This window comes from Rhizobium sp. NLR22b (assembly GCF_019685295.1).
Taxonomy (GTDB): domain Bacteria; phylum Pseudomonadota; class Alphaproteobacteria; order Rhizobiales; family Rhizobiaceae; genus Rhizobium.
Genome location: NZ_JABDWM010000011.1, coordinates 171615 through 186365 on the forward strand (window position 1 = coordinate 171615; position 14751 = coordinate 186365).

Annotated in this window: 14 protein-coding genes; 6 read left to right on the forward strand and 8 right to left on the reverse strand. The window is 63.4% G+C overall.

Annotation, left to right across the window (positions count from 1 at the left end; genetic code table 11):
- The first annotated feature begins 27 nt into the window (after window positions 1–27).
- The 3 genes from HJC00_RS19070 (at window position 28) to HJC00_RS19080 (ending at window position 2976) form a co-directional block, all read left to right on the forward strand.
- A complete protein-coding gene (locus HJC00_RS19070; protein ID WP_210633467.1) occupies window positions 28–864 on the forward strand; it encodes an ABC transporter substrate-binding protein in 837 nt (278 codons plus the stop codon).
- A gap of 89 nt (window positions 865–953) precedes the next feature.
- Window positions 954–1628: a 4-carboxy-4-hydroxy-2-oxoadipate aldolase/oxaloacetate decarboxylase gene (locus HJC00_RS19075; RefSeq protein WP_221123320.1), complete on the forward strand. Its 675-nt coding sequence runs from the start codon at window positions 954–956 to the stop codon at window positions 1626–1628.
- Window positions 1629–1791: 163 nt separating this feature from the next.
- Entirely contained in the window at window positions 1792–2976 is a 1185-nt protein-coding gene (locus HJC00_RS19080; protein WP_210633465.1) for a hypothetical protein, read from the forward strand.
- 26 nt (window positions 2977–3002) lie between these two features.
- Here HJC00_RS19080 and HJC00_RS19085 read toward each other — a convergent pair whose 3' ends face one another.
- The 8 genes from HJC00_RS19085 to HJC00_RS19120 are packed head-to-tail and all read right to left on the reverse strand — an operon-like array spanning window position 3003 to window position 11188.
- Complete coding sequence (locus HJC00_RS19085; protein WP_210633464.1) at window positions 3003–4016, reverse strand: succinylglutamate desuccinylase/aspartoacylase family protein; 1014 nt, start codon at window positions 4014–4016, stop codon at window positions 3003–3005.
- Between the two features lie 31 nt (window positions 4017–4047).
- Window positions 4048–4392: a RidA family protein gene (locus HJC00_RS19090; protein WP_210633463.1), complete on the reverse strand. Its 345-nt coding sequence runs from the start codon at window positions 4390–4392 to the stop codon at window positions 4048–4050.
- A gap of 37 nt (window positions 4393–4429) precedes the next feature.
- Entirely contained in the window at window positions 4430–5740 is a 1311-nt protein-coding gene (locus HJC00_RS19095) for an alanine racemase (protein ID WP_221147253.1), read from the reverse strand.
- Window positions 5733–6689: an amidohydrolase gene (locus HJC00_RS19100; RefSeq protein ID WP_221164482.1), complete on the reverse strand. Its 957-nt coding sequence runs from the start codon at window positions 6687–6689 to the stop codon at window positions 5733–5735. The genes HJC00_RS19095 and HJC00_RS19100 overlap by 8 nt, the downstream gene beginning before the upstream one ends.
- The gene (locus HJC00_RS19105) at window positions 6686–7627 is read right to left on the reverse strand and encodes an ABC transporter permease (RefSeq protein WP_221164483.1); all 942 of its coding nucleotides are present in this window, start codon (window positions 7625–7627) and stop codon (window positions 6686–6688) included. Before HJC00_RS19105 ends, HJC00_RS19100 begins: the two co-directional genes overlap by 4 nt.
- Complete coding sequence (locus tag HJC00_RS19110; protein WP_210633459.1) at window positions 7624–8586, reverse strand: ABC transporter permease; 963 nt, start codon at window positions 8584–8586, stop codon at window positions 7624–7626. The genes HJC00_RS19105 and HJC00_RS19110 overlap by 4 nt, the downstream gene beginning before the upstream one ends.
- On the reverse strand, window positions 8583–10097 hold the full coding sequence (locus HJC00_RS19115) for a sugar ABC transporter ATP-binding protein (RefSeq protein WP_210633458.1): 1515 nt from the start codon (window positions 10095–10097) through the stop codon (window positions 8583–8585). The genes HJC00_RS19110 and HJC00_RS19115 overlap by 4 nt, the downstream gene beginning before the upstream one ends.
- Before the next feature lie 20 nt (window positions 10098–10117).
- Window positions 10118–11188, reverse strand: coding sequence for an ABC transporter substrate-binding protein (locus HJC00_RS19120; protein ID WP_210633457.1), 1071 nt, complete (start codon window positions 11186–11188; stop codon window positions 10118–10120).
- 219 nt (window positions 11189–11407) lie between these two features.
- On the opposite strand from HJC00_RS19120, the gene HJC00_RS19125 reads away from it, so the two are divergent.
- The 3 genes from HJC00_RS19125 (at window position 11408) to HJC00_RS19135 (ending at window position 14734) form a co-directional block, all read left to right on the forward strand.
- Window positions 11408–12193, forward strand: coding sequence for an IclR family transcriptional regulator (locus tag HJC00_RS19125; RefSeq protein WP_221123325.1), 786 nt, complete (start codon window positions 11408–11410; stop codon window positions 12191–12193).
- A 326-nt stretch (window positions 12194–12519) separates the two neighbouring features.
- The gene (locus HJC00_RS19130) at window positions 12520–13872 is read left to right on the forward strand and encodes an LLM class flavin-dependent oxidoreductase (protein ID WP_210633455.1); all 1353 of its coding nucleotides are present in this window, start codon (window positions 12520–12522) and stop codon (window positions 13870–13872) included.
- 10 nt (window positions 13873–13882) lie between these two features.
- Window positions 13883–14734 (forward strand): ABC transporter permease, encoded by an 852-nt coding sequence (locus HJC00_RS19135; RefSeq protein ID WP_221164484.1) that lies wholly within the window; start codon window positions 13883–13885, stop codon window positions 14732–14734.
- Window positions 14735–14751: the final 17 nt, after the last annotated feature.

Here is a 14751-nt window from a genome sequence, read left to right on the forward strand (position 1 = left end):
AACCATCAAAAACAAAGGAGAACAGCAATGAACTGGAAATACCTGAGCCTCACCGTCGCATTGGCCGGCCTGGCGGCGGCGATGCCCGCGAAAGCCGATCAGCTCGACAACATCATGTCGGCAAAGACCCTGCGCTGCGCGACGTTTGCCGACGTTCCCCCCTTCGCGTCTCCCGATCCGAAGACCCGCGAAATGGCCGGTTTCGACGTCGATCTCTGCGGCGCCATCGCCAAGGAACTGGGCGTCAAGGCTGAAATCAAGCCGGTTTCGGTCGAAGCCCGCGTGCCCGAGGTCAAGCTCGGCCGCGTCGACATTACCGTTGCCAACCTTGCCTATACGCTGAGCCGCGCCGAACAGATCCAGTTCAGCGATCCCTATTACCTCGCCAAGGAAATGCTGATCGTGCCGGCCGATGACGCCGGCAAGACGAAGGCCGATTATGCAGGTCAGCGCATCGCCTCGACCAAGGGCTCGACCTCGGAAATGTCGATCAAGCTCAACAAGTCCGAGCCGCTGACCTTCCAGGATACCGCCTCGGCCTACCTCGCCGTTCAGCAGGGCAAGGCGCGCGGCATGGTGGCGAACACCATGACGACGACCAAGTTCGTCAACGAATCGAAGAGCAAGGGCAAGGAAATGCGGATGATCGAGGAGCCGATGCTCTACCAGCCGATCGGCATCGGCATGGCCAAGGATCAGCCGGCGCTCACCGCCAAGATCAACGAGATTCTGCATAAGCTCGACGAGTCGGGCGAGATCAACAAGATCTGGGACAAGTGGCTCGGCCCGAACACCGAGTACAAGATGGCCCGTACCGACAAAGTCGTGCCGCTCGCGCAGCTGAAATTCGACCCGATCCCGTAGACCGACCGGTCTCGGAACCTCCCGATGACAATCAACCCGAGATAAGACGGCGGGATATGCCCGCCGTCTACCAACGATGTGAGGCATCCATGATTCATATAAAAGACATCGCTGAGCGGCCCAGCAAAGCCGACATCGAGGCCGTTTCGAAATTTTCGCCGGCGACCATCCACGAAGCCCAGGGCCGCCGCGGCGCACTTTCCTCCCGCCTCAAGCCCGTCGACTGCCGCATGAAATTGTGCGGCCCGGCATTCACGGTGAAATGCGCGCCGCGCGACAACATCATGCTGCAGCTCGCCATCAACTATGCGAAGCCGGGCGACATCATCGTCGTCTCGGCTGGTGAATACGAAGAAGCCGGCTCCTTCGGCGACGTGCTTGCCAATGCCTGCCTCGCCAAGGGCATCGGCGGCCTGGTCACGGATACCGGCGTGCGCGACACGCTGCAGCTGCGGGAACTCGGCTTCCCCGTCTTCTCGCTCAGCGTCTGCATCAAGGGCACGGTCAAGGAAACCATTGCGGCGGTGAATGACACCATCATCGTCGGCGGTGAAACCATCAATCCCGGCGACATCATCGTCGGCGATGCCGACGGACTGGTGGTCGTGCGCAGGCAGGAGGCCCAGGAAGCCGCCCGGCTGTCGCAGGCGCGCGAAGATGCCGAAGCCAGCTATATCGCCGCCTACAAGGCGGGCAAATCGGTCATCGAGGTCAGCAATCTGGCGCCGGTGCTGAAAGCCAAGGGCCTTGTCGTCGACATCTGAGATACTCCCTGATGCCTGGCCGGCGCAGCAAAGCCAGTTGGGCGTCAGGTTCTTGCCGATCCCTCTGTCATACCGGTCTGCACATGCCAGCGCTCACAGATCGGCCTGGACACTATTATGGACACATGTTCTATAAAGCGGACAGATTCGACGGGAGCGCGCCATGCATCTTTCCATGTGGACCTATCCCTGGGATATCCAGGACCAGGGGCTCGACGTCTTCGCTGCCGAGCTTGCCGGCCGGGCAGGCCTGACAACGGTCAGCCTGGCGACTTCCTATCATGCCGGCCGCTTCCTCCAACCGCGCAGCCCGCAACAGAAGGCCTACTTCCCCGAGGACGGAACGGTCTATTTCCGGCCGGATGGAAGCCTGTGGCAGGACACGCTGATCCGGCCGCTGATGGCGGGCAACGTGACCGAGCGCGGCGATATGCTGGAGGCGCTCGTCAGGGAGCGCGCGGCGACTGGTCTAAAAGTCTCCTGCTGGACGGTCTGCCTGCACAATACCCGTCTCGGCATGCTGCATCCCGATCACGTGACACGAAACGCCTTCGGCAATCCCAATTATTATAACCTCTGCCCCTCGAGCCCAGCCGCGCGGGCTTATGTCGTCACTCTCGTGCAGGACATCACGACGAACTACCGGCCTGACATGATCGAGCTCGAGAGCCCGAACTTCATGGGCTTCGCGCATGAATATCATCACGAGAAGGACGGGGTCGGCCTAAATGCCGAAGACGATTTCCTGCTGTCGCTCTGCTTCTGCGATCATTGTATCGCGCGCGCCGCTGGAGCCGGCGTGCCCGCAGAGGGCGCGCGCAGAACTGTGGCGCGCTTCATCGCCGAGCTCTGCGAACGAGCCGTGCCGGAGCGGCAGTTCCCGGATTTCCCGGCAGCCGGCATCGATGCCTTCCGCGACCATCCCGATCTCCATGCCTATCTTGCGTGGCGCAGCGAGCCGGTGACCAGCCTGATCGGCGAGATCAAGGCCGCGGCCGATCCGGCGACGCGTATCGTGCTTATCGATTTGAAGGACGGCTGGCTCGGCGGCGTCGATCTCGCAGCCGTCGGCAAGCTCTGCGACGGCGCGATTCTTTGCTGTTACGACACGACGCCGGCGGCCGTCGGCGATGTCATCCGAGCCGGCCGGGCGGCAATCGGGCGGGAAAAGTTCCTTGGAGTCGGCCTGCGCGTCTTCTATCCCGAGGTCAGCGGACCCATGGTGCTCGCCGCACGCGCCAAGGCCGCTATCGATGCCGGCGCCGACGGCGTCAATTTCTACAACTACGGCCTCATTCCGGCAAAGCGCCTCGACTGGGTCAAGGCCGCGGTGGACGCAATCAGTTAAGTGGGATCGCGCGTACGGGGATTGGCTCAGGATGCGATAGGTTCGGCAACCTGGATCAGGCAGTCGCCGGCCTGGCTGTCGCAATGCAGCCTGTGGGAAATCACGATGCCGTTCTCGGCAAAGCGGAGCTCTTCCTCCGGCTGCTCCAGGCGTTCCAGATCATGATACCATCCCGCCAGATCGCCGGCGGCACCGGCGGTGCCAAGCGCGACAGCCGGCTCGAACCAGCCTCTGCGGCTCGCATAGATGCCCTGGCTGTGCCGGGATAGCGAAAGCAGCTGCAGCGGCCCAGGCTGGGGGAGTGGTCCGCGCGACAGGACCGGGCGCTCGACGATGCCGAGTGTCAAAAGCAGCCGGTCGATCGCCGCCGCCGTGAAGGCCATCGTCTCGGGCGTCACGGTTCCGCCGCCGCCAAATTCGCCGGAAAGCCCGATCGTCCCCGCCCGCGCGGCAGCCCCCATCGATGTCGGCGCCGCCGGTCCGTTATCAGCAATGAAGGCATAGGACGCGCCGAGCGCCCGAATCAGCGACATGGACCGCTCGAAGCGGACGGCATCGGCCTGCCGCTCGATCAGCGTGCAGGGCAGATGCGCCATCGACGTGCCGCCCGAATGCAGGTCGAGCACGACGTCGTGGCGCGGAAAGAGTTCACGCTCGAGGAAATGCGCCATCCGCGCTGTCGGCGAACCGGCGGGATCGCCGGGGAAGGCGCGGTTGAGATTGCCGCCATCGAAGGGCGAGCAGCGCTTGGCCGCCATCACCGCAGGCAGGTTCGCTATCGGCAGGATGGTGACGGCGCCGCGGATTTCCGCAACATCCAACAGCCGCATCAGCCGGCCGAGCTGCAGTTCACCCTCATACTCGTCACCGTGATTGCCCGCCATCAGCAGCAGAGACGGACCCTCGCCGTTCCTGAGATGAAGGACCGGGATGCGGATCTGATAATAGGGCGAACGGTCTATCGAATAAGGAATGGCGAGGTAGCCGGCCTGCCGGCCCTCGCGCGAGAAGTCGATCGGGTTGACGAGGCCGCTGTGCATGATCTCTCCAGTCCGGACGGTTACTTCACCGTCAGAGCGCGGCGACCGCCGTCATCTCGACGCGCAGATCGGGATCGGCGAGGCGTGCTTCGGTGCAGGCGCGCGCCGGCGGGTTTTCGATGTCGACCCAGTCGTCATAGACGCCGTTCATCGCCTCGAAATCGACGATTGCCGGCAGGAAGACATTGACGGCGATCAGACGCGAGCGGTCCGTACCGGCCTCCTTCAAAAGAGCGTCGATTTTGCCGAGCACATCGCGGGTCTGCTCTTGGATCCCGGCCTTGCGATTTTCCGCGACTTGGCCGGCAATATAGACGAGACCGCCATAGCTGACGGCTTGGCTCATTCGCGAACCTTTCTGATAACGCTGGATCATGGGCAGGTTTTCCTTTTCTTGCTTTTGAAGGGAGAATTCAGCCGAAGCTTGTGAGATAGGCCGCCGTTACCGAATGGTCGGGGTCGAGACCATAGAGAATGGCGTGCCGGTCAAGGCAGGTGCAGGGATGAGAGATACCGAACTCGATGACGTCGCCGACGCGGACATCGCTCGCCTCGGCAAGTCCGACGAAGGCGTGTTGATCGTTGAGGCGGAAAACCTCGGCGCTCTCGAGATGGCCGAGATACGCCCCATGGCGATAGAGCGCCAGCGGCCGTGGCAGGCCCTGGTCCATCGCCACGTCGCGCATGCCCATGCCTGAGATCGCAAGCCGCGGCTCCGGCCGCGACAGGACTTCGGCCCAGACCCGCAGCGCCGGATGAAACCCAGCCGCCGCCGAAAGCGTCTCACCAGCCATACGGAAACCGCCGCGCGAATCGAGGCCGGCAAGGCCGCGCTCGTAGACACCGTGGTCGTGGAAGAAGATGGCGCCGCTACGCAGCACCAATCGGCAGGCCGGATCGGCCGCAACCGCGGCCGAAAGTCCGGCGATCACGAGATCGAAAAACACCGAGCCGCCGGCCGTCACAAGAAGCGCCCGGTCGGTGCTCGTGCGGGCGCGCACCTTCGGCAGAAAATCTGATGTCATCGCCATCAGAGCCTCGATGCGAAGCGTCGTCTCCGCCGCATCAGCGGTCGCGGCAGCACCTTCATAGGCGGCGATGCCACTCAACCGGAAGGTGGACGTCTCCGCGGCAAGAATTGCCTCGAGAACCGCCTCCGCGGTAGCGGCGCTGCGGACGCCGGCCCGGCCGGCGCCGAGCTCCACCAGCAGGCCAAGAGGCGGCAGGTCCATGCGCTCTCGCCACGCCGACCGGAGCGCTTCGACCAGCGCTGTCGAATCCACGAAGACGTGAAGTTCCGCATCGGGATACTGGCCGAGCAGAGCCGCAAGCCGTCGGGCCGCCGCCGCCCCGCCGATCTCGTTGGCGAGGATGAGGCGGCGCTGTCCCGCCTTCAGCAGGACGGCAGCCTGGCGGATATCGGCAACCGTCGTGCCCCAGGCCCCCGCCGTCACAAGCGCCTCTGCCAGCACCGTCGACATCGGCGTCTTGGCATGCGGCGCAATTTCGGCGCCGTGGCTTTTCACATAGGCCATCATCAGTTCGACATTGGCTGAGAAGGCCTGCCGGTCGAGCGAGATCAGCGGTAGAGCCATCCTGCCGTCATAAGGCTTCCATCCCTGCTTGCCGATTTCCGAGAGCGAAAGCGGCGGATGGCCCGGCGGAAAGCCCCGCACCCGCTCGTCGATCAGCACGTTTTCCCACGCAGCATGAAGCTCAGACATGGCAGCCCCTCCGGGCGTCGGACGGGTCGGCGATGCCGAGACGGTAGGTGTCGTTGGCGGTGACAAAGAACAGGGCGCGCTGCTCGTCCTGGGAGAGCTGCGAGGCGACCGTACGGAAAACCTCATAGATCTCGTCGAAAGACGCGTGCAAGCCTGCGACCGGAAAATCGCTCGCAAACATCGAACGTGCCGGCCCGAAACAATCGAGGCAATGCTCGATCACCGGTCGCAGGCTTTCGAGTGTCCAATCATTGTCGTAGGCGACGAGATCGGAAATCTTCAGCCGCACGTTGGGCTCTCCGCCGAGCGCCCGCAGGCCGCGGCGCCAGAGCGCCATGCCCTCGTGCGTCCTGTCGGCAGGGCTTCCGCCGTGGTTGATCACGAAAAGCGTCGCCGGAAAAGCCTGTACGAGCTCGAGCGCTTCAGCCATCTGCCAGGGATAGAGCATCAGGTCGAAGACCAGCCCGAGCCGCGTGAGATGGGCAAGGCCTGCTCGCCAGGCGGGATCGCTCATGCGATTCGGACGCAACGCAAAACTCTTGGTCACATTGGGATGCCAGCTCAGAATATCGCGGATGCCGACGACGTTGGGATTTTTCGCTTCCGCCTCGAGCAGGCACATGGCGTCCGGCCGGTCGAGGGCTAAGCCGGCGACATAACGGCGCGCCACGCCGGAGCTGCGGTCGAGCCCATCCAGCCAACGGCTCTCCTCCAGCGGATAGGCAGCGCACCAGCCGGCCTCGACATGGACGGTCGCAACCACATTCTGGCGCGCCGCGTCGGCGTGGTAATCGTCGATGGCATAGTCGCGCAGGATCGGCGCTAAGCTCCCGAACACCATCTCTTCACCTGATACCTGCGCTTTCTGAAGCCAGGGATGACGCTGCAGGCCCAAGTCCCAGAGATGGTGGTGCGGGTCGATTACCGGCCCATCATAGCGTCCCGTCATCGGCGCGTCTCGCGGCCGGAAACGAGCAGAAGGGCGAGGATCAGCGTGCCGAACATGATCGACCGCCAGCCGGGCGAGGCGTTGACGACGGTGATCAGCGCCGTCGCCGTCACAATCAGGATCGCTCCCGGAATGGTCCCGGCATAGGTGCCGCGGCCGCCGAGGATCGAGGTGCCGCCGAGCACGACGGCGGCGATCGAGGTCAGCAGATAGGGATCGCCGATGCCGACATAGCCTTGCCGGTTCATGCCGAGCACCAGAATGCCGGCAAGGCCGGCGAAAAAGCCCGACAGTGTATGGGCGATCAGCGTGTTGCGTGTGACGCTGACGCCGGAAAGCCGGGCGGCCAGCGGGTTCGCCCCGAGCGCCAGGAAACGGGCGCCAATCGGCATGTGGTGGACGAGCAGCAGGACGACGACCGCGACCGCGAGCCACAGAATGATGCCCGAGGGAATGCCGAGCGGCCGCGCCTGCCCGAGCAGGATGACGGCGGGATTGCTGACGGTGACGGCGCTGCCGCCGGCGACGATGACGAGCAGGCCCTGCAGGAAGGTCGCCATCGCAAGCGTCATGATGATCGGCGGGACGCGGAGATAGGTGGCACCTGCGCCATTCATCAAGCCGATGCAGGTGGCAATGGCAAGGGCTGACGCGATGCCGGCAAGGCCGGTCGGATCCCATACCGGCGAAATCAGCGGCAACAGGATCGTCGTGACCGTGATCACCGCGCCGACGGAAAGGTCGATGCCGCCCATCAGAATAACCAACGTCTGCCCGGCGGCGACAATGCCGATCACGGCGGCGAGCTCGAGGAGGTAGCGCAAATGGCCGTAGGCGCCGAAGCCGCGCAGCGTGAAGCCTGCAACGAACCAGACGAGCGCCACCAGAAGAAAGGTCAGGAGCGGCGGGTTGCGGAATGCTGATCTGATGATGTTCATCGTCTTGCCCTCCACGCGCCGAGAAGTTCCGGAACGGCGACCGCGCCGACGATGATCAAGCCTTGAGCGACATATTGCGCCACCGGCGGGAAGCCGAGGAAGAACATGACGTTGATCATGACCGAGAGCAGCAGGCTGCCGCAGATCGCTCCGCGCATCGTGCCCTTGCCGCCGAGGAAGCCGACGCCGCCAAGCACGGCGGCGGCAATCGAGTTCAGCGTGAGGGGCGTGCCGATGACAGGATCGCCGGAGCCGGTCTGCGCAGCGACGAAGAGGCCGGTCAGCGCTGCCAGCAGACCGGAGAGCGCGAAAGCCGTGACCTTCACCCGTTCGACCGGGACGCCGGAACGGAATGCGCCGACCGGATTGTCGCCGGCCGCGTAGATGCCGAGGCCGAGCGGGGTGGCGAGAAAAAGCTTCCAGAGTGCCAGAACCACCACCAGCATCAGAAAGGCGACGGGCGTATGGCCGGCCAGCGCCGTCGACAGCCAGTCGGGAATGGCGCCGCCCGGCCGCGGCAGCAGGATGAGCGCCACGCCGCTGATGATGAAGGAGCCGGCGAGCGTGACGATGATCGCAGGAAGCCTCAGATAGGTGACGATGGCGCCGGTGGCGGCGCCGACCGCAAGGCCGGCGGCGGCGACCGCGAGAATGCCGCCCGACACGCCGAGCGCCCCTTCCATCGTCGTCGCGGCGATGACAGCGCCGAGACTGACGAGCGGACCGATCGCCAGCGTGATGCCGCCGTTCAGCATGAGCAGCGCCTGCGCCATGGTGACGAGTGCGAGCGGGAACCAGTTCTGCGTGAACTTCGAGAAGCCGCCGACCGAAAGGATGCCCGGGAAGAGCATCGCATAGAGAATGAGAAAGGCGGCAACGACAAGGTAGAGGCCGGAGAGGCCGCGATTGCGGCGCATCTGGATCGAGGGGTAGAGCCGGGGTGAGGAATCGGTGTTCATGCCGCCTCTCCCTGCGCCGTGGCGGTGACGCCCATGGCAGCACCGACGATCGCCGCTTCGCTGATCTCATCCTGCGACAGCACCGCCGCGACGCGCCCCTCGCGCAGAACCAGGACGCGATCGCAGAGATGCACGAGCTCCGGCGTGTCGGAACTGGCGAGAATGACGAGCCGCCCCTCGGCGGCGAAGGCGCGGAGCATCAGATAGATTTCCCGCTTGGTTTCGATGTCGACGCCGCGGGTGGGATCGTTTAGCAGCAGAACGGACGGATCGAGCGGCAGCCATTTGGCGAGCGCCACCTTCTGCTGGTTGCCGCCGGAAAGCGCCTGCACCGGGCGGGCCGTATCACCCTTGATCGTCAGCCGGCGGGCGAGATCGGCGACCAGACCGGTTTCCGCCGTCCGGTTGCGCAAGCCCTTGGCGGCAAGCCGTCCGAGCGAGGGCAAGATGAGATTGGAGGCGATGGAATGCGGCAGCACCAGCCCCTCATGCTTGCGATCGGCTGGGACATAGACAATGCCAGCCGCGTTCGCTTCGCCGACGTGAGCGGGCAGGCGAGGTTTGCCGGAAACTTCCGCTCGGGCGGCTGCCGCCGGAATGGCACCGTAGAGGCCAAGCAGCAGGTCTTCCTGCCCCTGACCCACAAGCCCGCCGATGCCGACGATCTCGCCGGCGCGGGCGGAGAAGGCGATGTCGCGCACCATGCCGGCGGAAAAGCCTTTGACGCCGATGCGCATGACGCCGGGCGCAGTGGCGCCACGCGGCGGGAACAGGTCGCCGGTCTCGCGGCCGACCATGAGACGCACCAGCCCTTCGCCGTCGATGCCGGAGAGCGACTGATCCGCTGTGACCCCGCCGTCCTTCAGCACCGTGACATGCGAGCAGAGCGCCTGCACCTCGTTGAGGCGGTGGGAAATATAGAGGAGTGCCATGCCGCGACCCCTGAGTGTCTCGATCAGCCCGGCGAGAATGCCGGCTTCATGGCCCGAGAGCGACGAGGTCGGCTCGTCGAGGATGAGCACCCGTGGTTTGCGGAACAGCGCCTTGGCAATCTCGACCATCTGGCGGCGGCCGAGCGCGAGATCGGCAACCGGCATGTCGAGCGGCTCGGTGAGCCCCACCATGTCGCACATCGCCTGCACGCCGCGGCGAAGCGCTCGGTAATCGATGAGGCCGAAGCAGCGCGGAAAGGCGCCGAGCCCGATATTTTCGGCAATCGAGAGACTGGCCGTCAGGCTCAACTCCTGCTGAACCACGGCGATACCGGCTTTCCGCGCCGCCGCTGGACTGAAACGCCCGACGGGTTTGCCGTCGACAAGAATGGACCCGCCGTCGGGCTGGAGGGCGCCGGACAGGAGGTTGATCAGGGTGGATTTGCCGGCACCGTTTTCGCCGAGCAGGGCATGAACCCTGCCCGGCAGAAGGGCGATGTCGACGCCCTTCAAAACCGGATTGCCGAAAAATCCCTTGAACACCTGCCGGGCTTCCAGCAGCGGGTTTTCTTCCGTCATGACGACGTCCCCAACGCGGATTACTTGGTCAACAGCTTGTCGAAGAGCGCCTTGTCGTAGTCCGAGTAGATATAGCCGTCGGCCGGGAACTTGTCGGCGCGTGCGAGATAGCCGCCGATCGAGCTGTCGTCGATAACAGGCAGCGGCACCTTGACAAAGGCCGGGACATCCTTGCCTTGCAGCGCCTGGACCGCGGTATAGACGGAAAGCGCGCCGAGCCAGTTGGGCTGCATCGTCGCCCAGCCCTTCAGACTCTTTTCCTTCCAGAGTTCGAGGAACTGCCTCGCATTTTCGCCTGTCGTCGGCACCTGGTCCCGGCCCTGGCGCTCGAAGGCGAGAACCGAACCGGCCGACAAGGCGCCGCCGAGCGACAGCACGCCGTCGATTTCCGGATTGGCGAAAAGCAGGCTTGTCATCGCTTCCTGTGCCGGCGCGACATTATATTCCGTGTTGGTCTCGGTGATCACCTGGATGCCTGGGTTGGCATCGAGAACCGGCTGGGCGCCCTTGCGGCGGTCGTCGCTCACCGAGATGCCGGCCGGGCCGTTCATGACGATGATTTTGCCCTTGCCGCCGAGCTGGCTCACCATCCACTTGGCAGCCGTCGCGCCCCATTCGTTGGAATCGGTGTTGATCTTCGCCGTCACCTTGTCGGTATTGACCAGGCTGTCGAAATTCACCACCGCGATACCCTTGTCGCAGGCGTCGGAAATGACGCGGTCGAGCGCCGTGGAGGAACCGGCGATCACGACGATGGCGTCGACATTGGCGTCGATCATCGACTGGATATGCTGGATCTGCGTCTGGGCATTGCCCTGCGCATCCGTGATCATCAGATCCTTCACCAGACCAGCTTTCTTCAACTCCTCCACTTCGGCCGTAATCGTGCCTTCGGTCTGTTTCATCCAGGTCGGCACCGAATAGATGTTCGCCCAGCCGATGGTGAAAGGCGCCTTCCTGTCGCCTTTGATGCAATTGGCCGCAGCCGAGGCCGAGCCGGTGGAAAGAACGAGAAGGGCGGCAGCGGCGGCAGCGCCGGCGAGAAGGCGGCGGCGACGCGAGGCAGAAATGCTGTTTTCAGAATTTTTCATGTCGATCCCCTTTTATGTGGCAGCGTTAGCGCTTGCCATCTGTTTTTGTCCACTATAACGTACATATGCTCTAAATAACGGACGGCCGATCTTATGCCGATTTTTCCGCCTCGCAAGAGGGATGAAAAAAATTTTCGCGGCCGGGAACAACAGGATTGGTTGACAGATGCGGCAGAGGGTTTGAAAAGCTTGGCCAAACAGAAATTGGGATCGACAGCAATGGACGCAATTCAGGACGAAGCAATCGGCAAGCGTGCCCGAGGGCTCGACCGTGCCTTCGAAATCCTCGATTTCCTGCGCCAGAAGCGGCAGGCTTTGAAGCCGAATGAAATCGCAGCGCAGATCGGCGCGCCGCGCTCATCGGTTTATGAGCTCGTCAACTTGCTGCTGAGCAATGGCATTCTGGAATTCACGGGCGGCGAGGGGCGCGTCTATCTCGGCCGTAAGCTCTATTTCCTCGGCGCCGCCTATGAAAACCATTTCGATTTCACCCGCGAATGCGAGGCCGCACTGGAGCAGCTCGCCGACGAAACGCGGGAGACGGCGCAGTTCTGCATGCTGGACGGAAATAAATATACGGTCGTGCGCATGCGCGAAGGCGCGCGGCCATTCCGCATTTCGACCGATATCGGTCAGTCGGTGCCGATCCCGTGGACTGCCTCCGGACGTCTGCTCGTCGCGCATCTGTCGGATCAGGAAATCCTGAACTTCATCCCGTCGCAGGATTTTCGTCTGCCGAACGGCGATTGGCTCGATCCGCAAAGCTTCATCGTCGAGGTCCGCCAGGCCGAGCGAGAAGGTCTCTTCACCTTCAACAGCATCGTCGACAGCTTTACCCATTGTTTTGCCGTGCCGGTGCGGGGCGAGGAGGGTCATGCGGCCGCAACGCTCTGCCTGGTCACGCCGCGCGATGACGGCATCGCCAACCGCGACCGCTACCTCGACTGCCTGAAAAAGGCCGCCGCCGGCCTGGAGCATGCCCCGGCCAGGCCGAAACGGGGCTGACACCCCGGACACGAACACCGCCGGCGTGACTTGCTGAAGGAAGCCGCACCGCTCAGCGTGCTTCCCTTAACGCGCTGTGTGCTTCCTTAAATCACAGTTGCATGTCGAAGAGCCGCCGCAGGACAGGCCATGTGTTGTTCTGCGCTTCGATGTTGATTTCGGGATTCAGTCCAATCCCGCAAATCTATTCGCCCTTCTACCGAAACTACGGAATGAAGTTTCTCTATTAAATTTATAGAGTACGTATTCTGATGTTCTCAGCGACAGGTATTTCTGCCTTGCTGCTTGGCAAGACAGGCTGTCGCCGGTGAACGGAGAGGACGCAAATGACGCGCAAAATCAGGCTTGGGGCATTTCTTCCTGGCGGTGGACAGCATGTTGCATCGTGGCGGCATCCCGACCAGCCGGTCGACGGTGCGACCAGTTTCGAGTTTCACAAGCAGCTGGCACTCACGGCCGAACGCGGCCTCTTCGATGCTTACTTCCTGGCCGATGGATTGGCGGTCGGTTTCGGCGGAGCGCGTGAAGGCGGCAACGCCCGCGTGGCCGGCTTCGAGCCCGTCACCTTGTTCTCCGCTCTTGCGCCGCTCACCACTCACCTCGGCTTTATCGCGACCTCCTCGACCACCTACGAGGAGCCCTATACGACAGCCCGCAAGTTCGCCTCGCTGGATCTGATCTCGGATGGCCGTGCCGGCTGGAACGTGGTCACCACAACGGGCGATCTCACCGCGCAAAACTTCAACCGTGAAACGCAGCTGCCGCATGCCGAACGATATCGCCGCGCCGCCGAGCATGTCGATGTCGTCCGCAAACTCTGGGAGAGCTTCGAGGACGACGCGTTCATCCGCGACAAGGAGACCGGCGTCTTCTTCGATCCGGCGAAGCTGCACGACACCGACCACCGCGGCGAACATTTCAGCGTGCGCGGCCCACTCAACGTCTCGCGCTCGCCACAGGGGCATCCCGTTATCGTGCAGGCCGGACAGTCGGAAGACGGCCGCGGACTTGCCGCAGCAACCGCCGAAGTCATCTTCACCGCCCACCAGCATATCGAAACCGCCCAGGAGTTCTACCGCGATATCAAGGCACGCGCCCGCAGCCTCGGCCGCAATCCCGATCATATCCTCGTCATGCCCGGCGTATCCGCCTTCGTCGGCAGGACCGAGGCGGAGGCACGCGAGAAGTATGATCGCCTGACCTCGCTCATCCTCGAAGAAGACGGGATCGGCCTGCTCAACGGCCTCACCGGCGGCACGCTCGACCTGCACGGCTACGATCTCGACGGGCCTCTTCCGCCCGCACCGCCGACGGAAGGCATGAAAAGCCGCCAGGCACTCATCCGTCAGATCGCAGACGAAAACAACTTCACCATCCGCCAGCTCTACCAGTGGATCGCCTCGGCCCGAGGGCACTACACCATCGTCGGCACGGCAGAGCAGATCGCCGATACGCTGCAGACATGGTTCGAGAACGAAGCGGCCGACGGCTTCAACATTTTGCCACCCTGGCTGCCAACGGCGCTCGAGGACTTTGTCGATCTGGTTATTCCGGAACTCCAACGCCGCGGCCTGTTCCGCACGGCCTACGAGGGCAAGACGCTCCGGGAAAACCTCGGCCTGCCTTTCCCGACGAACCGCTGGGCTGCCGGACGCACCGTCCTTGAGGCAGCGGAGTGAGGAGAAATCCATGGCCTACGAGATCAACCAGGCTCTTCCGAGAAGCTTCGACCGTCTGAAAAGCAGCAAAGGCAGTAGTTCTCCTCTGGTCTCCAATGTGCGCGGAGTGCTCGCGGCATTTCTGCCGCGCTACGGTCTGCTCATCAGCTTCCTCGTGCTCTGGCAGGTGTCGAGCACCAGAGGCTGGATCAATCCCGCCGTCTTCCCGCCCTTGAACGTGATCCTGTCGGCGCTGTGGACCAATCTTGCCAATGGCGCCTTGCTCGATGACATCGCCATCAGCCTGCAGCGCTCCGGAACCGCTTTCGCCTTCGCGGTCGTTGTCGGTATTCCGCTCGGCCTGTTCATGGGCCAATTCCGTTTGGTTGAACAGGCGCTCGACCCGATCCTGCAGCTCTTCCGGCAGACCTCGGCGCTGGCGCTCTATCCGGTCTTCATCCTGCTGCTCGGGCTCGGTGAAACCTCCAAGATCTTCGTGATCTTCTGGGCGACACTGTTTCCCGTGCTGCTCTCGACGATCGGCGGCGTCAAGGAAGTGGACAAGAAGCTCATCGAAATGGCTCGCACCTATGGCGCCGGACCGCTGACCGTCTTTCGCCGCGTCATTCTGCCGGCCTCCGTCCCGGCGATTTTCGTCGGCTTGCGACTTTCGGCGACTACGGCGCTTCTGCTGCTGATCGCTGCCGAGATGATCGGCGCCAACAAGGGCATCGGCTTTCAGGTGATGAACGCCCAGTACAATTTCCAGATCCCGCTGATGTTTGCGGCGATCCTGCTGCTCGCCTTCCTCGGGCTTGCCGCGAATGCCCTGCTCGTTCTCCTGCAGCGCCGTCTCTGCCGCTGGTCTCAGCCGAGCACGTAACCCGCTTCCCGCAAATC